24 protein-coding genes are annotated in these 25786 nt (G+C 46.3%); 5 read left to right on the top strand and 19 right to left on the bottom strand.

The window, feature by feature from the left end; all coding sequences use genetic code 11:
- Positions 1-54: 54 nt before the first annotated feature.
- Entirely contained in the window at positions 55-1524 is a 1470-nt protein-coding gene (locus B4C70_RS14220) for a UDP-N-acetylmuramoyl-L-alanyl-D-glutamate--2,6-diaminopimelate ligase (protein WP_290755047.1), read from the bottom strand.
- Between the two features lie 130 nt (positions 1525-1654).
- Between B4C70_RS14220 and B4C70_RS14215 the strand changes: the two genes are divergently transcribed.
- From B4C70_RS14215 to B4C70_RS14200, 4 genes are all read left to right on the top strand, one after another.
- Positions 1655-2317, top strand: a complete 663-nt coding sequence (locus B4C70_RS14215) for a response regulator transcription factor (protein ID WP_214852922.1) — start codon at positions 1655-1657, stop codon at positions 2315-2317.
- Entirely contained in the window at positions 2301-3689 is a 1389-nt protein-coding gene (locus tag B4C70_RS14210; RefSeq protein ID WP_290755049.1) for a sensor histidine kinase, read from the top strand. Before B4C70_RS14215 ends, B4C70_RS14210 begins: the two co-directional genes overlap by 17 nt.
- Positions 3690-3764: 75 nt before the next feature.
- Positions 3765-4202: a MarR family winged helix-turn-helix transcriptional regulator gene (locus B4C70_RS14205; RefSeq protein ID WP_290780511.1), complete on the top strand. Its 438-nt coding sequence runs from the start codon at positions 3765-3767 to the stop codon at positions 4200-4202.
- On the top strand, positions 4199-5380 hold the full coding sequence (locus B4C70_RS14200) for an MFS transporter (protein ID WP_290780509.1): 1182 nt from the start codon (positions 4199-4201) through the stop codon (positions 5378-5380). The genes B4C70_RS14205 and B4C70_RS14200 overlap by 4 nt, the downstream gene beginning before the upstream one ends.
- A 63-nt stretch (positions 5381-5443) precedes the next feature.
- On the opposite strand, the gene B4C70_RS14195 is transcribed toward B4C70_RS14200, so the two are convergent.
- The 10 genes from B4C70_RS14195 to infC all read right to left on the bottom strand — a co-directional run bounded on the left by B4C70_RS14195 (position 5444) and on the right by infC (position 15140).
- Positions 5444-6148 carry an ABC transporter ATP-binding protein gene (locus B4C70_RS14195; RefSeq protein WP_290780505.1) on the bottom strand — a complete coding sequence of 235 codons (705 nt, stop codon included), beginning with the start codon at positions 6146-6148 and terminating at the stop codon, positions 5444-5446.
- Positions 6149-6152: 4 nt separating this feature from the next.
- The gene (locus B4C70_RS14190; protein ID WP_290780502.1) at positions 6153-7583 is read right to left on the bottom strand and encodes an ABC transporter permease; all 1431 of its coding nucleotides are present in this window, start codon (positions 7581-7583) and stop codon (positions 6153-6155) included.
- Positions 7584-7794: 211 nt separating this feature from the next.
- Positions 7795-10191 (bottom strand): phenylalanine--tRNA ligase subunit beta, encoded by a 2397-nt coding sequence (gene pheT / locus B4C70_RS14185; protein WP_290780499.1) that lies wholly within the window; start codon positions 10189-10191, stop codon positions 7795-7797.
- Positions 10192-10203: 12 nt separating this feature from the next.
- Entirely contained in the window at positions 10204-11226 is a 1023-nt protein-coding gene (pheS, locus tag B4C70_RS14180; protein ID WP_035396564.1) for a phenylalanine--tRNA ligase subunit alpha, read from the bottom strand.
- A 308-nt stretch (positions 11227-11534) separates the two neighbouring features.
- The gene (locus B4C70_RS14175; RefSeq protein WP_414654493.1) at positions 11535-12320 is read right to left on the bottom strand and encodes a TrmH family RNA methyltransferase; all 786 of its coding nucleotides are present in this window, start codon (positions 12318-12320) and stop codon (positions 11535-11537) included.
- Positions 12295-13377 carry a M42 family metallopeptidase gene (locus B4C70_RS14170; protein WP_064299521.1) on the bottom strand — a complete coding sequence of 361 codons (1083 nt, stop codon included), beginning with the start codon at positions 13375-13377 and terminating at the stop codon, positions 12295-12297. Before B4C70_RS14170 ends, B4C70_RS14175 begins: the two co-directional genes overlap by 26 nt.
- A 12-nt stretch (positions 13378-13389) precedes the next feature.
- Positions 13390-13872 carry a dUTP diphosphatase gene (locus tag B4C70_RS14165; protein ID WP_029342317.1) on the bottom strand — a complete coding sequence of 161 codons (483 nt, stop codon included), beginning with the start codon at positions 13870-13872 and terminating at the stop codon, positions 13390-13392.
- A 118-nt stretch (positions 13873-13990) separates the two neighbouring features.
- Positions 13991-14350, bottom strand: coding sequence for a 50S ribosomal protein L20 (rplT, locus tag B4C70_RS14160; RefSeq protein ID WP_012371057.1), 360 nt, complete (start codon positions 14348-14350; stop codon positions 13991-13993).
- Positions 14351-14387: 37 nt separating this feature from the next.
- Positions 14388-14582, bottom strand: coding sequence for a 50S ribosomal protein L35 (gene rpmI, locus B4C70_RS14155; RefSeq protein WP_023469015.1), 195 nt, complete (start codon positions 14580-14582; stop codon positions 14388-14390).
- A gap of 27 nt (positions 14583-14609) precedes the next feature.
- Positions 14610-15140 (bottom strand): translation initiation factor IF-3, encoded by a 531-nt coding sequence (infC, locus tag B4C70_RS14150; protein ID WP_035406328.1) that lies wholly within the window; start codon positions 15138-15140, stop codon positions 14610-14612.
- 431 nt (positions 15141-15571) lie between these two features.
- Between infC and B4C70_RS14145 the strand changes: the two genes are divergently transcribed.
- A complete protein-coding gene (locus B4C70_RS14145; RefSeq protein WP_035406325.1) occupies positions 15572-17041 on the top strand; it encodes a catalase in 1470 nt (489 codons plus the stop codon).
- Between the two features lie 47 nt (positions 17042-17088).
- Here the strand turns inward: B4C70_RS14145 and B4C70_RS14140 are convergent, their stop codons facing one another.
- The 8 genes from B4C70_RS14140 to B4C70_RS14105 all read right to left on the bottom strand — a co-directional run bounded on the left by B4C70_RS14140 (position 17089) and on the right by B4C70_RS14105 (position 25784).
- Positions 17089-18294 (bottom strand): right-handed parallel beta-helix repeat-containing protein, encoded by a 1206-nt coding sequence (locus B4C70_RS14140; protein WP_290780491.1) that lies wholly within the window; start codon positions 18292-18294, stop codon positions 17089-17091.
- Between the two features lie 220 nt (positions 18295-18514).
- The gene (gene thrS / locus B4C70_RS14135) at positions 18515-20455 is read right to left on the bottom strand and encodes a threonine--tRNA ligase (RefSeq protein ID WP_029342321.1); all 1941 of its coding nucleotides are present in this window, start codon (positions 20453-20455) and stop codon (positions 18515-18517) included.
- Positions 20456-20765: 310 nt separating this feature from the next.
- On the bottom strand, positions 20766-21683 hold the full coding sequence (gene dnaI / locus B4C70_RS14130) for a primosomal protein DnaI (RefSeq protein ID WP_023469020.1): 918 nt from the start codon (positions 21681-21683) through the stop codon (positions 20766-20768).
- 12 nt (positions 21684-21695) lie between these two features.
- On the bottom strand, positions 21696-23057 hold the full coding sequence (locus B4C70_RS14125; RefSeq protein ID WP_023469021.1) for a replication initiation and membrane attachment family protein: 1362 nt from the start codon (positions 23055-23057) through the stop codon (positions 21696-21698).
- A gap of 72 nt (positions 23058-23129) precedes the next feature.
- Positions 23130-23606: a transcriptional regulator NrdR gene (gene nrdR, locus B4C70_RS14120; RefSeq protein ID WP_023469022.1), complete on the bottom strand. Its 477-nt coding sequence runs from the start codon at positions 23604-23606 to the stop codon at positions 23130-23132.
- 13 nt (positions 23607-23619) lie between these two features.
- Positions 23620-23988, bottom strand: coding sequence for a hypothetical protein (locus B4C70_RS14115; protein ID WP_023469023.1), 369 nt, complete (start codon positions 23986-23988; stop codon positions 23620-23622).
- A gap of 107 nt (positions 23989-24095) precedes the next feature.
- A complete protein-coding gene (speD, locus tag B4C70_RS14110) occupies positions 24096-24482 on the bottom strand; it encodes an adenosylmethionine decarboxylase (protein WP_023469024.1) in 387 nt (128 codons plus the stop codon).
- Positions 24483-24740: 258 nt separating this feature from the next.
- Positions 24741-25784 (bottom strand): glyceraldehyde-3-phosphate dehydrogenase, encoded by a 1044-nt coding sequence (locus B4C70_RS14105; protein WP_290780486.1) that lies wholly within the window; start codon positions 25782-25784, stop codon positions 24741-24743.
- Positions 25785-25786 lie beyond the last annotated feature (2 nt).

Here is a 25786-nt window from a genome sequence, read left to right as displayed (position 1 = left end):
CTTGACAGGGAGCAGTTCAAACCGACCATGACCTTAACGGAATGGTCGGTTTTTTTAAATGACGGACTCCCCTTCAGACAGTCGTTCTAATTCCGCAAGAAGTATGTGTTTTTCATTAAAAGGAATCGTTTTTGTACCGATTCGTTCTACCTCATCATGACCTTTCCCGACGATGACGATGCGTTTTCCTTCGTGCGCCAGATGCGCTGCTTGTACGAGCGCTTCGTGACGGGATGTATGACAACCTACTAAATGTTCACGTGGAATATCAACGATTAGCTCTTCGATGATTCGATCCGGATCCTCTGTCCTCGCATCATGGACCGTTGCGATGATGTGTTCACAATATTTACTTGCAATCCGCCCCATTTCCGCTCGTTTCGTTCGATCACGCTCTCCAGCTGCACTTAAAACGACCGATAGCGATTCTCCGGAAAAAGTGAGTGCCTGTAAACATTTTTCTAGACCATCCGGTGTATGGGCATAATCGATATAAATCTCACAAGGTGCCCAGTCCAGTCGTTCAAGTCGTCCTTTCGGCAATTCCAGTTCTGGAATGTGACGAATCAAAGCATAGAGATTGGCATCACCTGCCCGCAATAATCCCATCGCCGCCGCTAAATTCGCCGCATTGAATTCACCTAGTAAAGCTGTCGGCACACGCGTTGTCGTCTCGTCGATCCGCACATTGACGGTGTCCGTCAACCATTCGACCGCGATTTGTGACGTCCGGTGTGGTTGTGTCGTATACCAGATGACGGGTTGTAAAGGCGCAGCTTCTCGCATGACGCGGCTCCAACCATCTTCTCGATTCAAGACGATGGTCCGACCATTTGACGCAGCGACTTGTTGAAATAACAACGCTTTCGTCTTGGCGTAATCCTCCATTGAATGGTGATAATCCAGATGATCATGCGTCAGGTTCGTAAATGCTGCCGAGTGGAAAGACACTCCTTCGACTCGACCTTCAGCTAATGCATGAGAAGACACTTCAATGATGCAATCCGTCACGCCTTTTTCAACCATTTCATACAACAGTCGATGTAAGATGATCGCTTCAGGCGTCGTATTCGGTGTCTCAATGAGTTCCTCATCAATTCGTGCACCGACCGTGCTAATCATGCCGGCTTTTATGCCTGTTGCACGAAAGAGATCATACGCCAATTTTGTCGTCGTCGTTTTTCCGTTCGTTCCCGTTACACCATAGACACGCATTTTTTGACTCGGATGATCATAAAAAAAGTCTGCTACCTTCCCGGCAGCTGCCTTTGTATTTTCGATGAGAATAACAGGAATCGTTACATCACTTAATGCTTCTTCCGCTAAAATCGCAACTGCTCCATTACGTTCCGCTTCTCTAGCATATCGATGACCATCTACCGTGTAGCCGCGAACACAAATAAACAGACTTCCTGGTATTACGTTTCGTGAGTCTGTCTCAATACTCGTAACTATCGGATTTGAATCTGTTCGTAAGTTAAAAAGTGATACTAATGATGCTAAGGATTTCGAACAGGGCTTCATGATGTTTGCTTCCCTTCCTTGTCTCAAGATTTGCTTTATTTGGTCTAATATAAATGACTCGATGTATCAATTGTTTATCTTCAGCTAAACTTCAGATGAATATGTTACAACTAACAATGAGGTGAATGATATGACACATATTTTGATCGCAGAAGATGAATACGATATCAGGGAACTACTAACAGAATTATTGAACTCCAATGGATACATTGTATCTAGCGCGGCAAACGGCATGGAAGCCTTACAACTTTACCGATCGGGCTCTTTCGATTTAATCATCTTAGATATCATGATGCCTTTCTTCGATGGTTTTGAGGTTGCACGCGACATTCGTAAAGAATCACAAACGCCGATTATTTTTTTAACCGCTTTGCAAGATGAGGAAAACCAGGTGAAAGGATTTGATCTCGGAATCGATGATTACATCGCAAAACCATTTTCCCTTCGCATCTTACTTAGACGGATCGAAGCCGTTATCAGGCGCATTCAATCGAATGAAGCAGAATCACTCTCATTTCGAGAGATTACCCTTTTTCCATCAAGCTATAACGTATACGTTTCTGGAAATCCGACGACATTAACACTTAAGGAATTTCAAATTCTTCATTTATTACTCGAACATCCCGGCCGTGTACTCGAACGAGAACAGCTGATTCAGCAACTTTGGGGGTTTGATGCCCTTGGCGATACACGATTCTTGGATACACATATTAAAAACCTACGAAAAAAAATAAACGTACCTTATATTCAAACAGTAAAAGGAGTTGGCTATAAGCTTGAAGCACCTAGCTAAACGTCAAGGAATCACTGCTAAACTATTTTTTTTAACGATGAGCTTACTCATCGTCGCTGTCCTCTCGACGGTTGGTTTTCTATATGCCTCGTTGCCTTCGTACTATCAGTCCTATCGAGAAGAACAATTTCACTCGACGATGGCATCTATTAAACTAAAAAGTAAAGATCGTTCAATCGAAGAACTCATCCCATTGCTTGATCAACTGACAGACAAAGGGATTCGTTTTTCACTGTGGACGGAGGACGATCAACTCTTATATGCACCCGATTTTGGTCGCGGACCGATTCGTCGCACTACCGATAACTCTCCTACCGGAACGATCCAAGCCTCCCTTCCACTTCAACTGAACAGTCAAACGGTTACTCTCGATGCGGATCAAATGATTCAACCGATTGATGAAGTGAAAGCCGTCTTGTTGAAACTAGCTCCTTATATCGTTTTTCCGCTTCTATTATTAGCCGGTCTTGCTGCCTATCTTTATTCACGTACTATTTCTCGACCGCTGATCTCCATCAATCAAGCGACGAAGGAGTTAGCGAATTTAAACTTTGCTGTCCGAACCCATCATCACTCAACGGATGAACTGGGTGATCTATCAAGAAATATCAATCAACTCGCCACCACACTCGAGGCGACGATGGATTCTTTACAAGCCTCCAATGAACGCCTTCGTCTTGAAGCGGAAAAAGATCGAATACGTGATGCAGAACGAAGACAGCTATTCCTCGCTATCTCACATGAGTTAAAAACACCTGTTACGATCATCAAGGGTCAAGTCGAAGGGATGCTCTTGAATCTCGGAGTCTACCGAGACCGTGATTACTATTTGGAGCGTGCTAGTCAGGTGATTGAAAATATGGAACGTCTAATTGCATCGTTGCTCGAAGTCGCCCGTGTCGAACAAATGGCACTTCATTTCGAGGAAACGAATCTTCGTCTGTTACTCGAACAACAACTCGATCAATTCGGACAACTTATTCATGATCAGCAATTACGTGTGATCTCACCTAAAGGAGACTGGAACGTTAACACGGATCGTCACTTGTTGGAGCGCGCTTTTCATAACGTATTAATGAATGCCATATCGTATACGGCTCCGGGTGGAACGATTCTAATCGAGACGACCGGAAAACAAAATGGTGTGGTGCTAACGATTACGAACTCACCGACTATTCAAGATTCAAGTGATACTGCCGCTTGGTTCCACCCCCTTACACGCGCCGAACAATCGCGAAATCGAATTCATGGCGGTAGTGGTCTCGGACTATATTTGGTACACCAAATCATGGATCGATTAGATTTAAAGACTACTTTGACTGGAACACCTGATCAGGTACGATTCACGACGTTTTTTGAAACTACTTCTTGATTTCTACTTGCCAAAGAAGTAAAGAATCCGCTATACTCCTTTAAGTTAACTAGTTAACTTAAAGGAGGTTTTTTTATGTCATCTCAACAAGAAGATATTCTCGGACAACTGTCAAAAGTCGCTCGACTCGTCAAACGAGACATCGATGCCACCCTCGCTCAATATTCGTTACACACTGGACAATGGGCACTCTTGAAGGCCGTGTCTTTACTTGAACCAGTCTCACAGGTCACCCTGTCGAAATATTTAGTCATCGAAAAGCCAGCCGTCACAAAAACAGTCGCTCGATTAGAAGAATTAGGATTCATCTTTCGTCAGAACGCAGGACGTCATCGCCTGGTCGAATTGACTTCACAGGCACGCGACTTATTTCAGACGATTGATGCATCCGTCCAACAAGCACATCGTATATTTTTGGATGAATTATCGCCAGAAGACCAGTCTTCCTTAGAGCGCCTGATGACTCAGCTACTTCTTACCCATCGCCCGGTCGAACAGGAGGAATCATCGTGAATCGTTTATTTCACCGGCATTACGTGACGACATTACTCGTCAATCTCTTATTATTCATAACGTTTTACTTATTAAATGCATCCCTGCCTCTACTCGCCGCCCAAAAATTCGAGGTTTCACAAGGATCACTCGGATGGGTCGTGACGGCATTCGTACTCGCAACGGTCTGTTCACGTCCGTTGATTGGTCATTGGCTCGATCGGTACGAACTGAAACGGATGTTACTATTATCTGCTAGTCTGTTTACTCTCTTTAGCTGTCTCTACTTGATCATTCTGCCGATTGAATCATTCAGTTTATTGCTCACCATTCGTGTGTTACATGGGTTTAGTTTCGGTATGATCTCTTCTTCACTGAGTTTAAGTGTCACGACGTTGATTCCTAAACAACGTCAGGGTGAAGGAATGGGTTACTTCGTCCTCTCAATGAATCTCGCTTCCGTCCTAGGTCCTGTCATCGGATTGACGTTGATTGCTCATGATGTCATGGTCTGGTATTTCATGACAGTTGCTCTACTCGCCATCTGTTCATTTCTTTTCATGATCCGTTTACCATTGACGAGCAGTCATATTCCGCAAACGTCACCATTTCGGCTCCGTCAATCGCTTTTCTTAGACAGTCCCGTCTTGTTGCTAGCTACAAGCTTTGCGGGAATTGCGATTTCCAGTACGTCTGCATTCATCTCCTTGTATGCCGACTCCATTCACCATGTGACGTATGCCTCTTATTTTTACGGACTGGCTGCGCTCGGTATGGTCGCCATTCGTCCGCTAGCCGGAAAACGGTTCGACCGAAAAGGACCAGCTTCCGTGCTTATTCCATCCTATGGTCTGTATGCGGTCGGATTTCTAGTACTTGGATTCTTTCCAACGCTTTATGGCTTGTTGTTCGCTGCCCTCATCATTGGCATCGGCTCCGCCTCCATCTTCCCAGGATTGCAGACAGTCATGCTGACGTATGCAGCTCCTGAACAAAAAGGCAAAGCCATCTCTACATTTTTCCTCGCCTATGATAGTGGCTTTGGCATCGGTGCTTTCCTGCTATCGGGCATTGCGGCTAAGACTGGATACTCGAATATGTTTTTGATCTGCAGTCTCGTTGTCGTCAGCAGCGGACTCTTGTATGTGTATTCGAGACGTTCCTCCGCTACAGCAACCAATCAGGACATCGCCTCATAAGTAAAGAAGGGACTTCTCAACGATTGATGAGAGTCCCTTCTTTTAATACATTCATTCATTTTTTCAACGAGCCGGTATGGTCTGTCCTTCAACGATAGGTTTCTTTTCGACGAACCGTTGTTTTTTCAGTTCAATGATTTGATCAGCAGCACGTGCGACTTCTGCTGAGTGTGTCACTGCGATGATGCAACGATTGGCATCATGCGCTAGCTGTTGAAACAAACGGATGATTTCCGTAGCTGTTTTTTCATCGAGTGCCCCTGTCGGTTCATCCGCTAATATGATCGGCGCTTCTGTCGCTAGAGCGCGCGCGATGGCAACCCGTTGTTGCTGACCACCACTCAACTGTAATACGTTCTTTTTCGAATGTATTTCATCAATTCCGACCTGTTCCAGTAACTCAAGAGCTCGTTTCTTCTTCTCCTTAACCCGTCGTCCACTCAACTCAAGTGCGACAATGACATTATCAATAGCATTCATATAAGTTAATAAATTAAAGGATTGGAAGACAGTCGCTGCATGACGCGATCGATACGTCGTCAGTCCGATTTTTCGCAATTCACGTCCTTCATACTGTATTTGTCCTTCCGTTGGTGAGTCTAGTCCACTGAGTAAACTTAACGCAGTCGTTTTACCGGAACCTGATTCTCCAAGAATTGCATAAAATCTTCCCGCCTCGAACTGCATCGATACCTCATTTAAGATTCGTTGTTGCTTTCCTGCTGATGTATACGCATACGACACCTTCGTCATTTCTAAAGTCGTCATCTGATTAATCCTCCCGCAATAAGATTTCTTTTGGATTCATTCGTAATAAGATAAGTGACGGTAATAAAACGGATAAAAAGACAATCAGACTACCGATTTGAACGACTTGTGCTAGTGTCGACCAGTCAATTTTCGTCGTCATCTCTGTAATTTGAGGAATACTAGCGAGGAGTTGTTGTCCTTGACCACCCGGACCTCCACCTGGACCTCCAAATCCATCCGTCGTAGCCGAACTTGCCGCTTCTGTCACTTCTCGGTTTAATAATTGATCGGTCATGAATTGTGATGTCATTCCTCCCGTCGCATACGTTATGAGAAACGCAACTGCCGCAATCGCAAATGTTTCAACTAATAATTGACTCATCAGCTTCGATCGTTTTTCACCCATTGCCATCAAAATCCCCATCTCTTTCCGGCGTTCACGTACAGATAACAAAATCAAAAGTGCCAGAATCAAACCACCTGCGATACTAACGAGATAGACGACTGATTTTGAGAAGGAAGCAACTTGTTCAATTGGTCCGACCATTTTTTGGTAAGCCGCATCATTCGCATCCAACGTGAACGTATCCCAGTCCACTGATGAAACCGATTTTGCTTTTTGTTTGAACGCCTCGACTTCAGACGGATCCTTTAAAGAGTAGACAACACTTGACGCACTCACTGTCCCATCCTCGGTAACAAAGTCGGCAAGCGTCTCATTTGAAACATACATTTGATTCATCGGATCCATGAACCCCGCAGCACGGAAACTTGCGTCTGAACTCGCATCTGTCGATGAAGAAAGCCCGATGATCGTCAGTTTTTGTGTTTGATTCGTCGTCGTCGATTTCAGTTTGAATGTATCTCCTACTTTAAGATCGTTTTCAGTTGCTAGATTTTCATCGATGACAACACTATTTTCTTTCGCATCAGACGTCAATGCTACGCCATCAACAATTTTTAATGTTCCATTCGAAAACGAATCAAGTAACTCCATATTCGTCACACCGTTCAACGAGAAGTCGGGCGTCGTCATTCCCTCTGGCATTTCACCGCCTGGTCCACCATCCGGTCCACCACCTGTATTCGTCGACTCACTTTCGATCGGTTCAATATCACTCGCAGTCGCGGTCGCTTGCGAAAGATAATTAGTCGACTTGACTGCATCTAGTTGTTCGATCGCTTCAACTTCTTTCATCGAAATCTTAACTTCTTCTGGTCTTCCTCGTTCTCCAGAAGCTTGTCGCTCCTGCATTTGTTTTTGTCGGTCGACTTGTAACGTCACGGTAGCTCCCAGTTCTTTTCTTGCTTCATCTCCAGCTGATTTTGCAGCATTCTGAATCGCGAATCCTGATAGAACCAGCGATCCAATTACCGTTAAAATAATCAACATGATCATCGTCTTGCCCTTTCGAGCGATGATACTCTTCCCAGCCCGTTTCAAAAAATTCATATGTCCTGTTCCTCCTTTTATCGTCTGCATTCATCGTATGAAACGAATCTGTAGCTCGACTGTAGTTCAACTGTATATTGAACGAAGAAACGCTATGAAACAAAAAAATGCAGTTCTTTTCAGTTAAGAAAAGAACTGCATTTTACTTTTAATCTGAAAATAGGTAACCGTGGAATCTTTACCATGATCCATGTCCCATTCCATTATCTAATTATGCGCGAAGTTCCGCATTGAATGTTTCTTTCACTGCATCTACGACTCGTTGTTGCGCTGTCGTGATTTCTTCATCGACTAACGTCCGTTCCTTGTTTTGATAACGGAGGGAGAAAGCGAATGATTTTTCATTCTCTCCGACGTTCTCACCCGTATAGACATCGAACAATTCGATCGTCTGTAAAAGTGGACCGGCTGCTTCCGTCATGACATCGATGATGGATTGCGCCGTCACTGATCGCTCGACGACGATTGCTAAGTCACGTGTCATCGATGGGAAACGTGAGATTTCCGAGTAGACCTGTTCCTCTTTCGAACGCAGTGCCATCGCCTCTAATTCGAAGACGTACACTTCTTTTAGACCATACTGTTCTTTTGACAGACCAGGATGCACTTGACCGACGAATCCAATTGCTTCTCCGTCAAGCAGAACGCGCGCCGTCCGTCCTGGGTGCATCGATGGAATGCTCGCTGCTTCGAACGTCAACGTGACACCAGACGCAGATGCGAGTGTCTCGACGATTCCTTTCATGACGAAGAAATCTGTTTTGACAAGTGTGCCATGGGCCCGGTGTTGTTCTGAGACACCGACTGCGACGCCGCCGATCATTTCTTGTTCGATCGGAAGTGTCTCAAGTGACGCATCCCGTTGCAGATAAACACTGCCGAGTTCATAAAACGCAACATCGGCATGCTGTCGTGCGACGTTATGTTGCGCGACTTCAAGGAGTCCCGGAATGAGTGACGTCCGCAGTGTCGAACGTGCTTCACTGATTGGCATCGCCAATTTGACCGGATGCAAATCTTCCCGTTCATTGAATTGCATCGCACGTTGTTCGCTCGTCAATGAATACGTGATGGCTTGCGAAAGACCTGCTCCCTGCAATGTCCGGCGTAAATGACGACGGTGAATGTTCCGTTTTGGTAAGAAACCACGGCTCGCTTCAGACGGTAAGCTTGAAGTCAGTGCATCATATCCATAGAGACGAGCGACTTCTTCCGCTAAATCAGCTGGAATTTTCAAGTCTTGGCGGCGAGTCGGTACGCTGACTGTCAAGGCATCCCCCGATAATTCAACACCGAGACCAAGACGTTCGAGTAACGTTTGCATGACCGTTCCTTCAATCTCCATACCAAGACGGTGATTGATGTACGAGACACTCGCTTCAATCAAGTGATCGTCAAGCTCGAGCGTTCCTGCTTGAGCGACACCAGCCTGAACCGCTCCACCCGAGAGTTCAGCAATCAAAGTTGCAGCACGATCGAGTGCTAACAAGACACGACGTGGATCGACGCCCTTTTCGAAACGAGCACTCGAGTCCGAGCGAAGTCCAAGAACACGGCTCGTCTTCCGGACGGAAATCGGTGCGAAGTAAGCTGATTCTAAAATGATCGATGTCGTGTTTTCATCGACCTCGGTATTCGCTCCACCCATGACACCAGCAAGCGCGACCGGGTGTTCACCGTCAGTGATGACCAGCATCGAAGAATCGAGCGTCCGCTCTACTTCGTCGAGCGTCGTGAACGACTCTCCTGCGTGCGCTTGACGCACGACGATCCGTTTTCCGAGTTTTTCAGCATCAAATGAATGAAGCGGTTGACCTGTCTCAAGTAAGACGAAGTTCGTAACGTCGACGACGTTGTTGATCGGACGAATGCCGTTCGCAATCAAGCGGTTTTTTAACCAAGTCGGTGACTCTTGAATCGTCACGCCTTGAATTTCTCGTGCCGCGTAGAACCGGCAGTCCTCTGAATCAAGCGTCACGTCGACTGCCATCGCAGTTTCTGCTTCGTTGACTTCAACGACCGGGAAAGTCGGTGTCGTATCGTAAAGCGCCGCCACTTCGTATGCGACACCATACATGCTGAGGCAGTCCGAACGGTTCGGCGTTAATCCAAGCTCGAGGATTTCATCACGTAGACCGAGTAACTCCAAAACGTCTTGTCCTGGTGTGACTGGTTCACGGAACGTATGGATTCCGTCCTGCTCATCTTCTCGGATATATTTCTTTTCGAATCCGAGTTCTTCGAGTGAACAGATCATCCCTTCCGAGACGACACCGCGCAATTTGGCACGTTTGATTTTAATACCTGGCAGGCGAGCTCCGACGCGCGCGACGATGACATCTTGTCCGGCTTCGACGTTCGGTGCACCACATACGATTTGGACCGGTTCGTCTTGTCCGATATCGACCGTCGTGACGTTCAATTTATCTGCTTCTGGGTGTTTTTCTTTCGTTAACACACGTCCGACAACGATGTTGTTTAACGCTTCATCCCGGACATCAACGCCTTCGACTTCAATTCCGCTCTTTGTAATCAAATCAGCCAAATCTTGTCCTGATGTGTGACTGACATCCACATATTCGTTCAACCATTGTTTTGAGACTAACATCTGCGTTCCCCCTTAAAACTGTTCGCTGAAGCGAACGTCATTCGTATAGAAGTGGCGAATATCATCGACACCGTATTTCAACATGGCAATCCGTTCGATACCCATTCCGAATGCGAAACCTGACATTTTCGTGCTATCATATTCGGCCATTTCGAGAACGTGAGGATGAACCATTCCAGCGCCCAGAATTTCAATCCATCCCGTCTGTTTACAGATGTTGCATCCTTTACCGCCACATTTGAAGCACGAGACGTCGACTTCGACGGACGGCTCCGTGAACGGGAAGAAACTTGGGCGTAAGCGGACTTCACGTGCTTCACCGAACATCTGCTTCGCGAAGGCTTCAAGCGTTCCTTTTAAGTCTGCCATCGAAATCGATTCTCCGACGACGAGTCCTTCGACTTGCATGAATTGGTGCGAATGCGTCGCATCATCTTCGTCTCGACGATAGACTTTACCTGGGCAGAGAATGCGGATCGGTTCACCTTTAGAAGCGAGCATCGTCCGTGCTTGGACCGGTGATGTATGCGTTCGCATCAAAATTTCTTCCGTAATATAGAACGAGTCTTGCATATCACGTGCCGGGTGATCCTTCGGTAAATTTAACATCTCGAAGTTGAAAAGATCTTGCTCGACTTCTGGACCTTCGGCAATCGTATAACCGAGTCCGACGAAGATGTCTTCGATCTCATCCGTCACCTGTTGCAAGAGATGCGCATGACCGACCTTTTTCGGACGTCCTGGTAACGTGACGTCAATTGCTTCCGCTGCCAGTTTCGCATCCATTTCTTGTTGTTTGACAGCTGTCAGACGTTGTTCCAATTGCTCTTGGATCGCTTGACGAACTGTATTTGCGATCTCACCGACGACTGGTCGTTCTTCCGCTGATAACTTTCCCATTCCTCGTAATACTTCTGTGATTGGTCCCTTTTTCCCGAGATACTTGACTCGGACATCATTGAGATCTTTTTGTGTTGTTGCCTGATCGACTAATGTCAACGCTTCATCGCGTAATGCTTCTAATTGCTCGCGCATCTTTCCCACTCCTTTAGTTGAAGATATAAAAAAACGTCCCTCCGGCAAATGCCGAAGGGACGATGTAAACACCGTGGTACCACCCTTGTTTGACTTTTCAATCGAAAAGTCCTCCAATTGCGCGATAACGGGCGCATCCCGTCACGATCTCTCGTGCGACTCCGGAGTGAATTCGGTTAGCAGATTCACGAAGCAGTTTTCAGTCTACGACCGCTTCTCCCTGATTGAATCGTTCCCTAACGTACTCTGTTCCATCAACGTCCATGATGTATTCCTGATGTTCACTTTAGCATGAACGCTTGCCGGTTTCAATCCACGCTTGCAAAATGATAGAGCAAAATGCCAGCCGCTACTGCCGCATTCAATGACTCCGCTTTACCACGAATCGGGATGTAAGCACGCTCATCACAGTACGAGAGCAACTCTGGCGCAACGCCTTGTGCTTCATTCCCGATGATTAAACCGAGTGCATCCATCGGTGCGATCCCTTGATAAGACGTCGCCCCTTCTAACGCCGTGCCGATTACCGCAATTCCTTGTTCGTGCAAGGCATTGACTGCCTCTTCAAGCGGCATGGAGATAACCGGTAGGTGGAACAGCGATCCTTGCGTCGCACGGATGACTTTTCCGTTATAGACGTCAACTGTTCCTGGTCCGACGACGACCCCATCGAATCCAGCTGCGTCTGCTGTCCGAATCATCGTCCCGACGTTCCCTGGATCTTGCAGACGATCGAGGAGCAGATAGCGTCCTCGCTCTAATTGTGCCGAAGCTTGTTTCATCTCACAGACAGCGAAGATGCCTTGCGACGTTTCCGTCTCAGCCAGTACTTTGATGACGGCTTCATCGATCGTAAAGACATCGGCATTTCGTTTCCAAGAACCGGGTACTTGGTACGATTCACGCACGATCAATTCCTTGACGATTCCGGCGCGAACAGCTTCTTCAATCAGATGTTCTCCTTCAATCAAGAAACGGTTCGTCTGCAGACGTCCTTTTTTCGTTAAGAGTTTTTTCCATTGTTTAACGATTTCGTTCTTTGCTGATACGATGTGCTTCATTGTTTTATTACCCCTCGTAGATCGCTTGGACAGTCTCCGCATCTAAACGTTTTGTCACAGCAACGACTAGATCGACGGCTGCTTCGAAATCGGCTTTATGCATGATTGAGACATTCGTATGCAAGTAACGGATCGGTACAGTCAATGCAAGTGATGGAACACCTGTATTCGATAAGTGGAACTTCGCTGCATCCGTTCCGCCACCTGGTGTTAAGTCCAGTTGATACTTGATATTTTCTTCTGTTGCGACTTTCGTCACGAAATCGATCAATCCACGATGTGCGATCATCGACGCATCGAACATGATGACTTGAACGCCTTCACCTAATTTCGACAATGCCTCACGATCGGTCATTCCTGGTGTATCACCCGGGATACCTGTATCGACAGCAAAGGCGATTGATGGTTTAAGCAGGTGTGCGACAGTTTGAGCCCCACGTAATCCGACTTCTTCCTGAACAGTCGCTCCTGCGAAAATCGTGTTCGGATGTCCGTCTGCTTTTAAGCGTTTGATTGCTTCGATTGCGATGGCACAACCAATCCGGTTGTCCCACGCTTTTGCCATCAAGAAGTTCTCATTTTTCATCACAGTAAATTCGCAATGTGGAACGACCGTATCACCCGGACGAATTCCCCAACCATCGACTTCTTCTTTTGATGAAGCACCGATATCGATGAACATGTCTTTAATGTCGACCGGCTTATTGCGCGCTTCCGGTGGTAAAACATGAGGTGGTTTTGCACCGATTACACCTGGAATGACTTCACCAGATGACGTCACAATATTCATACGCTGTGCCAAGAGGACCTGTCCCCACCAACCGCCGAGTGGTTGGAAACGAAGGAATCCTTTTTCATCAATCTTCGTGACCATGAATCCGACTTCATCCATGTGACCCGCAATCAATACACGTGGTGCATCTTCGCCTGCGCCTTTATGTTCAGCAAAGAGACTACCGAGACCATCCTGGTGGAATGCTTCTGCATGAGGTTCTAGATATTCACGCATGAGGCTCCGGACTTCTTTTTCGTTTCCCGGTACACCTGTTGCGTCCGTGAGACGTTTTAGCATATGTAATTGTTCATTCATCTGATTTCCTCCTTAGTAACCGTTGTCTTGTCGCACATGGTTTGCTTCATTTTTAGAAATATAAGCCTTGAAAATCATATCCTGTGTAAAGCCTAGTGTAGCACCTAATGCAAGGTATGCACCAATTAGAACATCATAACTTTGTTCCGTCCGCGAAATCGCAAAGACGTTCGTTTTGTTATAGACGTCTAAAAAAGCATCTGTTGCTGTCAAATAGAAGTCACCTTCTGTAAAATGACTCTTCTTGTACTCAAGCGCTAGACCTAGTGAGAGTAGAAAATGGACGCCATCGACATATTCCTCAAGAATTGTGACTTGAGCGGATGGTCCCTTCTTCGACCAGAACTTAAAGCAACGTGTCTCGTTCGCAAGTTCACCGAGTTCGACCAATAAGGCAAGCAGACGCTCGTCGAATTGATTGCCTGTCAATTGATGTTCTGACTGAATCCGTTTATCCAACTGTTCTTGCATCTCAAAAAGTGTCAACCAATCCATCTTTAATTCTCCTTCTATCTAAAAAAATCATATGACCGTCTCATCGACGTGCCTTCTTATTTTATCATTAAATCGAAAAAAACGTCGGAGAATTAAATTCCCCGACGAATTGTAGAACTTAAGCGTTCAATTTTGCTTTTGCTGTGTCAGCAAGTGAAGCAAATGCAGTTGCATCTGTAACTGCGAGGTCAGCGAGCATCTTACGGTTAACGTCGATACCTGCTAATTTAAGACCATGCATCATGCGGCTGTAAGAAAGACCGTTGATACGTGCTGCCGCATTGATCCGAGTGATCCAGAGGCGACGGAAGTCACGTTTCTTTTGACGACGGTCACGGTAAGCGTACATGAGAGATTTCATGACTTGCTGTTTCGCAACCTTGAAGAGTGTATGTTTCGAGCCGTAGTAGCCCTTAGCTAATTTGAGTTGTTTTTTACGACGTTGACGAGTCGTATATCCGCCTTTTACGCGTGGCATATAAATTCCCTCCTAAATCTGTATACGATTGGATAAATTACTTCGCGATCATGTGACGGATGCGTTTGAAGTCACCCGTAGATACCATGCTAGCTTTACGTAATTTACGTTTCGCTTTTGTTGATTTGTTACCGAACAAGTGGCTTGTGTAAGCACGACCACGTTTCAATTTGCCAGAAGCAGTACGTTTGAAACGTTTAGAAGCACCGCGGTGCGATTTCATTTTAGGCATGAGAGATTCCCTCCTACTTCGATTCGATTAGTCTTCTTTCTTAGGAGCAAGCACGAGGAACATGCTGCGTCCTTCCATCTTCGGTCTCTGTTCCACAACACCGAACTCACTTAAATCCGTTGCGAGGCGTTCGAGAACGCGTCTACCGATTTCCGAGTGAGTGATGGCACGACCGCGGAAACGAATACTCGCTTTCACTTTGTTACCATTCTCCAAGAATTTCTTCGCATTACGGAATTTCGTTTGGAAGTCGTTCTCCTCGATCGTCGGGCTAAGACGAACTTCTTTCATCTGAATCACTTTCTGATTCTTCCGAGTTTCTTTGTCCTTCTTTTGCATCTCGAAACGGTATTTACCGTAGTCCATGATCTTACAAACTGGCGGTGTCGCTTGTGGAGCGACCATGACGAGGTCAAGTTCCGCTTCCTCTGCGAGACGTAGCGCTTCGTTGCGTGATTGGACACCTAGTTGAGCACCATCCGCTCCGATAAGACGAACTTCCCGGGCACGGATGCTTTCATTGATTAACAGATCTTTGCTAATGGTTAGCACCTCCATCGTGCATTGCACGAAAAATGAATGATAGAAAACGCTATAAAAAAGCGTCGGCAGTTTTTCCCGCCCACACTCATAAGGAACGCCAAGGCACAGCATTTGCTATACATTGCGTATCTTCATGATGAACCAGTACGAGTTATCATACATGGTGAGAAGCGGGATGCTTCTGCTTTGTTGTCATTTCACTTTGCTATCATAGCACTTGTTTTCCCGTGATGTCAAGCCGCTTTCTATGTTCTTACAGAACGTTGCTCACATACTTGATTATAATAGCAATCCTTTGAGCGATAAGCAAGAAGTTTCTAACCTGTTTTTCACGGGTACATTTATAACATGAAAAAAGCTTCAGAACATTCGCAAGCAAAACTCTTTATTTAGAATGATTATTGTTTTATAATTAATTTAATCTTACATAAAGGGGAGAATAAAAGATGACTGAAAAACGATTAACGACCAATCAAGGTGTACCAATCGGAGACAACCAGAATTCACGTACGGCTGGACGTCGCGGACCAACTTTATTAGAAGACTATCAATTAATTGAAAAGATGGCCCATTTCGATCGGGAACGTGTACCTGAGCGCGTCGTACATGCTCGTGGCTTTGGTGCTCACGGTGTCTTCACTGTCAAAAATTCGATGAAAAAGTACACGAAAGCTGCGTTTTTACAAGAAGAAGGGACAGAAGTTCCTGTTTTCGCCCGCTTCTCGACTGTTATTCACGGCACGCATTCTCCAGAGACGCTCCGCGATCCACGTGGATTCTCTGTCAAGTTCTATACAGAAGAAGGAAACTGGGATTTCGTCGGGAACAACCTTCCTGTCTTCTTCATTCGTGACGCCATGAAATTCCCGGATATGGTCCATTCTCTCAAACCAGATCCACGCACGAATATTCAAGATCCTGACCGTTACTGGGACTTCATGACACTTCGTCCGGAATCGACGAACATGCTCATGCACCTTTTCACGGATGAGGGTATTCCTGCAAGCTACCGTAAAATGCGTGGTTCTTCCGTTCACTCGTTCAAATGGGTGAATGCACACGGTAATACGGTTTATGTGAAACTACGCTGGGTACCAAAAGCTGGTGTTCATAATCTCTCAGCTGAAGAAGCAACAGAGATTCAAGGAAAAGATTTCAACCATGCTTCAAACGATACGTTCCAAGCGATTGAAGATGGCGATTACCCGGAATGGGATCTGTTCGTACAGGTACTTGATCCGGCTGACGTCGATCAGTTCGATTTCGATCCGCTCGACGCGACAAAAGATTGGTTTGAGGATGTCATTCCGTTCCAACACGTTGGTACAATGACATTGAATAAAAATGTCGACAACTACTTTGCTGAAACAGAATCTGTCGGCTTCAACCCAGGTGTCTTGATTCCAGGGATGTTGCCATCTGAAGATAAGTTACTACAAGGTCGCTTGTTCTCTTACTCAGATACACAACGCTACCGTATTGGCACGAATTATCAACAACTTCCAATCAACTGTCCGTTTGCACAAGTGAACAACTACCAACGTGACGGTGCAATGCCGGTCGGTCAGCAAACGAGTCCGGTCAACTACGAACCGAACCGTTATCAAGAAGAACCAAAAGAAACACCCGAGTATACGGAAGAAAATCAACCGTTGCTTGATGATAAGCACGGTCGTCTCGAAATCGAGAAGACGAATAACTTTGGTCAAGCCGGAGAAGTATACCGTCGTCTGACAGAAGAAGAGCAAGCGGCTCTCTTGAAGAACCTCGTCAACGACCTTCAGCAAGTCCGTCATGAAAATACGGTCCTGCTCGCAATCTGCAACTTCTACCGTGCTGATGCTTCACTCGGTCAGAAACTATCAGAAGCGCTTCAAGTCAATATCGAACCGTTCTTGCAACAAATGCGTTCATAACGCAAAACGAGCACCCTCGACGCTAGTCTTGGGTGCTTGTTTGTGTCTTAGTATGGAATAAAATCGTAACGCTCTGCCGTTTTATACGTGAACTCATTAAGTTTTTTGAATAAGACGATTTGATCGAGTCCAACCTGCTTGACTGTATTTTGTTGCATGTACCGTTTTTGTTCTGACGTAAACGTATTATAAATGGGAGAATAGCCGTTGCTTTGGAACGGTTGCATTTGAATCGCGCGATCCGCGTCTTCCAATCGATTGTAGCGAATTGTTCCTCCGACAACTCCTCTACCGAGAATCGTCATCGCTTTTCCATCTGCTCGATGCACGTTTCGGATCGTATTGTAGCGGACCGTTGGATTCTTCCAGTTCATCATCGAAATCGCATAATCCTTCGTTCCGTCAATCGTGTTTTTTTCAATCCGGACATTCGTGTGTAATTTGTTTTCCGTGTATTGATGTGTGCCGATTGCCACATTGATGTTACGGAATAAGTTATTACGAATCGTGATATCTTCATTTGGAGTGCCATCTTGATTCGACCACTTCCAGTTGAAACCCTTCGTGATTGGATCTGGGGTATCGAGATTAATCGATTCATTCGGACCTGTATTCGGTATCATGACGGCATCGACGAATTTCATGTTTTCGATGACTGCCTTCTTCGTCGCATCAAGTTCCATCGCATGTGAACCCTTTTGATTCCGTACCGTAATACCGCCGATGTACAAATTTTGATTATGGGCAATAGCGAAAGCCGAACCACGCGCATATTGATTCAAGTCGATCTGTGCATTCCCCTTACCGACGAGTTTAACATTCTGGGAACCGTTATATTTGCCAACTTTTTTATTCAGACGTAAAACAGATGGCGCAACCAAATCAAAGACACTTGTCGTCGAACTAATCTTTGTCGTCCCTGTCTCTGTCGTCTTTTTGATGATGACACCATCCTCTAGGATCACAGTCGTATTGGACGGAATACCGACACGTAGTGGAGACAGATATGTTCCTTTCGTCAAGACGAGTGTCCCGCCTCCCTCTTTTTCAAGTCGTTCCAAATAAGAACGCATCGTATAATGATTGCGTGTCTTTGCATTATAGGTCGTATATTTACGAATCGTCGGGTCAATCGCTTCTGTTTTTGGTGTAATCCGGTATGTTTTTTTAATCATTGTCGCCTTCGCTTCGCTCGGATGAATACCGATTAAAAGTGAAGAAGCGATGAAAACAGCAAGAGTCGTCTGTTTCATTTTTCTGTAACTTCCTTCCTATTCTTCAAAACATTTCATCCTCTGAAGGTCTATTATAGCATTTATCCAATTAAAGGAAAAGTGACATTTGGTCATTTTAGATAGATTCAGTTGGATGTTCTATCTGTTTCATCGGTATGAAATTGGTTTCTTTCAAGCATCCCATCACAAAAACAATCCGCCCTACATCAGCAGGGCGGATTGTTTTTGTATACATGAATTATTTTGAACGGTTCGCGATTTCTTGCTCTAAATCAGCGACGAATTGTTCAAGTGATGCGTTGCTTGAGTCTTTTGAACCGTAGCGACGAATGTTGACTTCGCGCGATTCGACTTCTTTGTCACCTAGAACGAGCATGACTGGTACTTTATTGACTTGTGCTTCACGAATCCGGTATCCGAGTTTCTCGTCACGGAAATCTGTTTCGACACGAATTCCTTTTTTCAGCAAGATCGCTTTGATTTCACGGGCATAGTCTTCATGCACTTTAGAAACCGGAATCAATTTCACCTGAACGGGTGCGAGCCATGTTGGGAACGCGCCTTTGTATTCTTCGATCAAGTATGCGACGAATCGTTCCATCGTCGAAACGACACCACGGTGTAAGACGACCGGACGGTGATCTTGTCCGTCATTTCCTTTGTACGTCAATTCGAATCGCTCTGGTAAGAGGAAGTCGAGTTGGACTGTCGAAAGCGTCTCATCTTTACCAAGTGCTGTCCGAACTTGCACGTCAAGCTTTGGTCCGTAGAAGGCAGCTTCGCCTTCTGCTTCGAAGTATTCGAGTTCGAGCTCATCCATTGTTTCTTTCAACTCACGTTGCGCCATTTCCCAAATCGCATCGTTATCGAAGTACTTCTCTTTATCCGCTGGGTCACGGTACGAAAGACGGAATTTGTAATCCGTGATTCCGAAGTCAGCATAGACTTCTTGAATGAGGTGAACGATGGCTTTGAACTCATCTTTCATTTGGTCAGGACGGACGAACGTATGTCCATCGTTAAGGACCATATAACGAACACGCTGAAGACCAGTCAAGGCACCAGACATTTCGTAACGGTGCATGCCACCAAGCTCCGCGACACGAAGCGGTAAATCACGGTACGAACGCGGTTCGTTCTTGTAGACCATCATGTGGTGTGGACAGTTCATCGGACGAAGAACGAGTTCTTCATTGTCCATCTCCATTTTCGGGAACATGTCATCTTGATAGTGATCCCAGTGACCCGATGTCTTGTATAGATCGACTGAACCGAGAACCGGTGTATAGACGTGCTCATATCCAAGTTCGAGTTCTTTATCGACGATATAACGTTCGACCGTCCGACGGATCGCTGCTCCTTTTGGTAGCCACATCGGGAGTCCTTGACCGACTTCTTGAGAAGTGAAGAACAAGCCAAGTTCCTTCCCGAGTTTACGGTGATCCCGCTCTTTCGCTTCAGCAAGGAAGTGGAGATGTTGTTTCAACTGATCTTTTGTCGCCCATGCTGTACCGTAAATCCGTTGTAACATCTTGTTTTTTGAATCCCCACGCCAGTAAGCACCAGCAATGCTCATCAATTTGAAGACTTGTAGCTTCGCTGTTGCTGGAACGTGTGGTCCACGGCAGAGATCGAAGAATTCGCCTTGACGGTAAATCGTCAAATCCTGATCAGCAGGAATCGATTCAATCAATTCGACTTTCAACGGATCATTGAGTTCTTTATAGATTGCAAGTGCTTCGTCACGCGAAACGACTTCGCGTTCGATCGGCAAGTTCTCACCCGCAATTTTATTCATCATTTTCTCGATTTCTGGTAAGTCTTCTTCTGTCAGACGACGTTCCATATCGATGTCATAGTAGAAACCATTCTCGATTGTCGGTCCGATCCCAAGATGAATCGTTTCATCTGGATACAGACGTTTGATGGCTTGTGCCATCAAGTGAGCTGAAGAGTGACGAATCAAGTCGAGCCCTTCTTCTGAATCCGGCATGATCAATTCGATTGTGCCGTCCTCTTCGATTGGACGACGGTAATCGATTGCGTGCCCGTTTAGTTTGGCAGCAAATGCTTTTTTACGAAGTCCTGGGCTGATTGAAGCAGCAACTTCTTCTGCTGTCGTACCGACTGCGAATTCCTTTACGGCGCCATCTGGAAATGTAAGTGCGATGTTTGACATGACTGTTTCCCCCTTTAACAAAATAAAAAAGACTCATCCCTAAAAAGGGACGAGTCTTAATCTCGTGGTACCACCCTCGTTCCCGGACCAATGTTGGTTCGGCTCGAACACGCGTTAACGGGCGTGAAGCGCAAACGGATTAGCCCCGTTCGTGCTATGAGGGAGTAAAGACATGAATGATGCCATGAGAAGCTTCCACCATTCTTCTCTCGCTAGTTTGGTTCATTTCATACTTCATATCCTCAATCGTTGCATCGTCTATTGACGTGTCATTAGTATAACGAATCGATCGCTTCCTTGACAAGGAAAATTAGTAGCGACGTCGATTTTCACCGAGGAACTCAATCGGTTGCGTCGTCGTCCGGATCCGCTCCATCAGTCGTGCAGCCTTTAATTTATCACCTTGATCGTTCGTAATCCCGAAATGGAGCTCAAGTTCATCATAAGATAAGTTCGAGCTGAACAATGTCGGCAGACGATGCATCATGCGGTATTGCAAAATGATTCCGAACAATTCATCTCTTACCCACGGACTGATCGATTCTGCACCGATATCGTCAATCAACAAGACTGGAATCGTTTGGAATCCTTCAAGGAACGTATCGAACGAGTCCGACCGGATCCGTCGTTTCGCTTCAGCAACGAATCCCGGGGCATGGACGAGAATCGTTGCAATCCGTTCTTTCTTTAGTGCATTCCCGATCGCAGCCAAGAGATACGTTTTCCCGACACCAAAGCTACCGTGCAGGTACAGTCCCTTTACATGCTCTTTTGAGCGCAAATGATTGAGGAACTGCGACGCCGCACGTAAAGCGAGCTTCCGGTCCGTCGTCGACAAGTCGAAATCGCTGAAGTTCGCATCGCGCACTTCGTCCGGCAGGAACAGACTCTTGAACTTTTTCTCAAGTGCACGTTCATCTTCTCGGTCTTTGAGCGCTTGTGACTTCTCATACGAAACGACGATTTGTCCTTTTTCGACGTGCAGGATCGGCTGATAGCCTTCGATGACGGCTTTACTTTCGATCAGTCGATTCCCATCCATCTGTTCCGCGTATTCGTTCAGTTTGAGCATTCCCCGCTCGATCATCCGTTGATCGATCTCTGGATGGGTCCGTAAGAACATGACGACCCCCGGATGAGACAACACCCGTTGTTGAATCGCTCGAACCGATTCTGCAACGTCTGGTCGACTTAATATTTTTTCGATAGATGATTGGATATGTTCCATGTCCCGACTCCTTTAGTTCCCCTTCAGTTCTCGTAAGATTCGTTCCATCTCTTCATCGTCTGGAACATCCGCTTCGAAACTCGCTTTTTTAGAGGCTTCATACTGTTGCTGTTTCGCCTTCTCTTCTTGCAACCACTTCGGGTTCGGACCGCCGTTCGTATTGCTGGTCCGTCCCCGACGTCCACCAACGGTCTGACGCGCTCGTTCTTGTTTTTGCTCCTGCTTCTTCGCAATCAAATCATCTTGCTCCTGCGTCTTCGCCAGTGCCTCGGATGCTGTCACGTACCCTTTCTGTTTCCAATCATCGACGATGGATAAGAGGAAGTTCTTACTGAAGCGATTGTCTTTTTTGACGACGAGCGCATAGTAGTAGGCGGCATTGACGATCCCAGACGACATCTCATAATCGATGATCAATTGTTGGATCAACTCTTCATCTCGCTCTGATAACGCTTTGACCTTCCGCAACTTCGCGACATAATGCTTCGGATGGGTGCTTTCCATCGTTTCCGTCGCTTCGACGTCTCCGACCTCGATCGTATCGAGTGAGGCGACCTTCGCTTTTTTCTCCCGGCTGAGTTTTTGTTTCGCTGACAACATCATCTGTTTGCAGCGTTCTTGCTTCTCAGCATCGGTCATCGGCAAGTACGCTTCGTGACGGAAACGGGCATTCAACAGTTCCGCCATCAATGCTTCATTCGACTGCGTGACGTAAGCAAGCTTCACGAGCAGATGATCGATTGCCTTTGAGTAAAATGTTCGTGGCAGGAAACGATCGGTCTGTCGCTTCATCTCTTCTAGATCAAACGAATAGTCGAATTCATATACTGCTCGTTCCTGTTTCGCATAAGCTTTCGGCTGATGCGCAGAAGCAAGACCAGCTTTTACGTCGAACACTTGATCAAATCGAACCGTCCGATCAACGATATTCTTCGGAAGCGGCTCCGTCCGGAAACGATGCTGGAGTGAGCGGAACCGGATTTCACCGACGCGGTAGAATAGCAGACTCGATAACACCCCGTCATTCAAGAAAGTGTTTGGCGCAAGCGGCACCCGGATTTGATAGATGTAGCGATACGCGGCTTGGCGCGCTTCGAACGTCCGGATCAACCCGATCCCTTCTAGCTTAAATAACTCTTCCTTGAACTCATCGACGGAAAACCCGAGTAGTGTTCCGAGTTCCGCATGGGAAATATACTGGGATTTCGTTTTCCCTGGGATCATCTCACTCCAAAACGTTTGATAGAGCCCAAGCGCTTTAACACCGATAATCGGCTGGTATAAATAATATAAAGATTGATAAGCTTCACGGTCGACGACACCATTGCTCATCACTAAGCAAAGGTCGGTACCGGAAAGTTCACGTTCTACCATCTGACTCGTCCTTTCCTTAGGGAGAAAAAGAGAGGTGCGCTGACCGGACAGACGACCTCTCTTATATCACGTTCAATTCTCACGGTCATTTTCCTGATGTCGCTCCATCAGCTCAGAGAGCTCTTGGAAGAAGACATTGATGTCCTTGAATTGTTTATAGACACTCGCAAAGCGGACGTATGCTACTTCATCGACGGAAGCTAATTCATTTAACACGAGACGTCCTACCTGCTCACTTGGAATCTCATGCTGAGCCGTCGCCCGCAATGCCTTTTCGACCCGACTGACGACTGTTTCTAGCTGTTCAATCGAAATCGGTCGTTTTTCACATGCACGCACTAGTCCCCGCAAAATTTTATCACGATTGAACTCGTCGCGCGTTCCGTCTTTCTTTACGATGATTAAAGGGGTCTGTTCGACCATTTCGAAAGTCGTAAAGCGATAGCCGCAAGACTCACATTCACGTCTCCTCCGAATCGAACCGAAATCCTGGACCGGTCTTGAGTCCAGTACTTTTGTTCCGTTAAAATTACAGGCTGGACAGCGCATCCCGTACCTCCGTTCACGTGATTTCTTTTGTTCCAATCATTTTTAATCGGTATCCCGCATCAAGTGATGCATAGATGCGCTCGATGTGTTTTTCGAGATCAGGTCCGAGAAGACTTTCACGATGTAAGAATAGATCGACGGCCGTACGTCCGCCCGCCACCATGATGACGGTCGCGAGTCCGTCGACTTCTTTTAATGTAAAAGCGAGTTCTCCACGTTCCGCGTCAACACGACGCACCGTTCCGCCCTCTTGCTTTAAGATATTTTCTAAACCAGCAAACAACATCTCGACTGTTGCCGCATAATAGTGTGTGCGTAAATTTTCGTTTTTATGTGTATCGGATGTCTCTAGCTGTTTTTGCAAGCGTTCCTTCAGTCCCATGGTCATCCTCTTTTCTTTGTTTCTTCTACTATTAAGAATAACAGACGTCAGACATATTAAAAAGCCCTCGTCTGAACGACGAGGGCTTGACGAATTCGTGTGTGTTGTCAGTTGACGTGCTGGACAGTAGCCGCTGGAACTTGAACTGGTCCCATACCACGTGGAATTTCGACATTTTCACGGATTTTCGCATCGAGCTTTTCAGCAATGTAGTTCGCTGCGATGGCTGGATCGATCCGATCCCCACAAGTAAAGACATCAACCGATGCATACCCGTGCTCTGGGAAACTGTGAATCGTCAAGTGCGATTCAGAGATAATGACGACGCCACTGACGCCGTGTGGTGCAAACTTGTGGAATGCTACTTCTCGTACTTCTGCACCTGCTTGAAGTGCTGCGTCAACGAAAAGTCGTTCAACGAATTCCATGTCGTTCAATTTTTCAGGATTACAATCCCAAAGTTCTGCAATAATGTGTCTTCCCATAGTATCCATTTGTGGATCCCCCCTACATTCAATGGTCTTCAAAGTAGTTGATCACTTACTTTGCGCCTGAGTCGTTCGCACCCACGGGGGAAAGTTAGTCCAGAGAGGTCCTAACCCTTTAAGCTGCGATTGCCAGACCGATTGAAGTTCACGATTTGAATTATAGCGAGTATCAAAAAGATACACAAGGATAAATTTCAAAAATTAATACATTTTAAGAAAAAAAACGGGACAGCCCCCGTCATTGCTGGGATCTGCCCGTTATAATTAATTCAATTCAAGTTCTTTTTCAACGGTTCCCATCGCCTCTAAGTGTGCCGATACGAGGTGTACGAGATCGACGACGCGGCAGGAGTAACCCCACTCATTATCGTACCAAGCGAGGACCTTCACCTGACGACCACCCATGACCATCGTCGAGAGCCCGTCGACGACCGTCGAACGTTCTTCTCCGTTAAAGTCGATTGAGACGAGCGGTTCCATCGTCATTCCGAGAATGCCATCAAGCGCACCGTCTGCTGCTTTCGTGAACGCTTCGTTCACTTCAGCAACTGTAGTATCGCGACTGACTTCGACGACGAGATCGACGAGTGAGACGTTTGGTGTCGGAACACGAAGCGCGAGTCCATTCAATTTTCCTTCTAAGTGTGGCAAGACGAGAGAAATCGCCTTTGCCGCACCTGTCGATGTTGGAATGATCGATGATCCACATGCACGGGCGCGTCGTAAATCCTTATGCGGATTGTCAATATTATTTTGATCGTTCGTAAACGCGTGAACCGTCGTCACGAGACCCGATTCGATCCCGAATGCCCGGTCGATGACTTGTACGACAGGTGCGAGACAGTTCGTCGTACACGATGCGTTCGAGACGATAGCATCTGTTTCATGATCATACATGTCGTCATTGACACCCATGACGATCGTCCGGACATCCCCTTTAGCAGGTGCCGTGATGACGACCTTTTTTGCGCCTGCCACTAAATGCTTCGCAGCACCCGTATCTGAGTTGAACTTTCCTGTCGCTTCGACGACGATATCGATGCCGAGTTCCCCCCACGGCAATAGTTCAGGATTACGTTCACTGACGATTTGAATTTGTCTTCCGTCAACCATCAACGCCCCATCGATGATGTCGACCGGATAATTGAATTTCCCATGTACCGTGTCGTACTTGATTAAATGTGCGAGTGTTTCGACTGGATAACTTGCATTGATTGCTACGACTTCGCTTTTCCCCTCAGCGATCAGACGTCGAAAGACCATTCGACCAATTCGACCAAAACCATTGACTGCCACCTTGACTCCCATGT

It is taken from the genome of Exiguobacterium sp. UBA5002 (assembly GCF_002396765.1).
Taxonomy (GTDB): Bacteria; Bacillota; Bacilli; order Exiguobacteriales; family Exiguobacteriaceae; genus Exiguobacterium_A.
Note: the sequence above shows the minus strand (reverse complement) of the source record. Positions and strands in the feature narration are given on the sequence as shown.

What these genes read in the sequence shown, in the direction of transcription:
- B4C70_RS14220 (WP_290755047.1), bottom strand. Translation starts at nt 1,524, where the DNA reads ATGAAGCCCTGTTCGAAATCCTTAGCATCATTAGTATCACTTTTTAAC.
- B4C70_RS14170 (WP_064299521.1), bottom strand. Translation starts at nt 13,377, where the DNA reads ATGAATGAACAATTACATATGCTAAAACGTCTCACGGACGCAACAGGT.
- B4C70_RS14115 (WP_023469023.1), bottom strand. Translation starts at nt 23,988, where the DNA reads ATGGGACTGAAGGAACGCTTGCAAAAACAGCTAGAGACATCCGATACA.
- B4C70_RS14205 (WP_290780511.1), top strand. Translation starts at nt 3,765, where the DNA reads ATGTCATCTCAACAAGAAGATATTCTCGGACAACTGTCAAAAGTCGCT.
- B4C70_RS14145 (WP_035406325.1), top strand. Translation starts at nt 15,572, where the DNA reads ATGACTGAAAAACGATTAACGACCAATCAAGGTGTACCAATCGGAGAC.
- infC (WP_035406328.1), bottom strand. Translation starts at nt 15,140, where the DNA reads ATGGAGGTGCTAACCATTAGCAAAGATCTGTTAATCAATGAAAGCATC.
- rpmI (WP_023469015.1), bottom strand. Translation starts at nt 14,582, where the DNA reads ATGCCTAAAATGAAATCGCACCGCGGTGCTTCTAAACGTTTCAAACGT.
- nrdR (WP_023469022.1), bottom strand. Translation starts at nt 23,606, where the DNA reads ATGCGCTGTCCAGCCTGTAATTTTAACGGAACAAAAGTACTGGACTCA.
- B4C70_RS14140 (WP_290780491.1), bottom strand. Translation starts at nt 18,294, where the DNA reads ATGAAACAGACGACTCTTGCTGTTTTCATCGCTTCTTCACTTTTAATC.
- B4C70_RS14215 (WP_214852922.1), top strand. Translation starts at nt 1,655, where the DNA reads ATGACACATATTTTGATCGCAGAAGATGAATACGATATCAGGGAACTA.
- B4C70_RS14190 (WP_290780502.1), bottom strand. Translation starts at nt 7,583, where the DNA reads ATGAATTTTTTGAAACGGGCTGGGAAGAGTATCATCGCTCGAAAGGGC.
- B4C70_RS14165 (WP_029342317.1), bottom strand. Translation starts at nt 13,872, where the DNA reads ATGGATTGGTTGACACTTTTTGAGATGCAAGAACAGTTGGATAAACGG.
- B4C70_RS14195 (WP_290780505.1), bottom strand. Translation starts at nt 6,148, where the DNA reads ATGACGACTTTAGAAATGACGAAGGTGTCGTATGCGTATACATCAGCA.
- pheT (WP_290780499.1), bottom strand. Translation starts at nt 10,191, where the DNA reads ATGTTAGTCTCAAAACAATGGTTGAACGAATATGTGGATGTCAGTCAC.
- thrS (WP_029342321.1), bottom strand. Translation starts at nt 20,455, where the DNA reads ATGTCAAACATCGCACTTACATTTCCAGATGGCGCCGTAAAGGAATTC.
- B4C70_RS14105 (WP_290780486.1), bottom strand. Translation starts at nt 25,784, where the DNA reads ATGGGAGTCAAGGTGGCAGTCAATGGTTTTGGTCGAATTGGTCGAATG.
- rplT (WP_012371057.1), bottom strand. Translation starts at nt 14,350, where the DNA reads ATGCCACGCGTAAAAGGCGGATATACGACTCGTCAACGTCGTAAAAAA.
- B4C70_RS14125 (WP_023469021.1), bottom strand. Translation starts at nt 23,057, where the DNA reads ATGGTAGAACGTGAACTTTCCGGTACCGACCTTTGCTTAGTGATGAGC.
- dnaI (WP_023469020.1), bottom strand. Translation starts at nt 21,683, where the DNA reads ATGGAACATATCCAATCATCTATCGAAAAAATATTAAGTCGACCAGAC.
- pheS (WP_035396564.1), bottom strand. Translation starts at nt 11,226, where the DNA reads ATGCGCGAGCAATTAGAAGCATTACGCGATGAAGCGTTGACATTAGTC.
- speD (WP_023469024.1), bottom strand. Translation starts at nt 24,482, where the DNA reads ATGGATACTATGGGAAGACACATTATTGCAGAACTTTGGGATTGTAAT.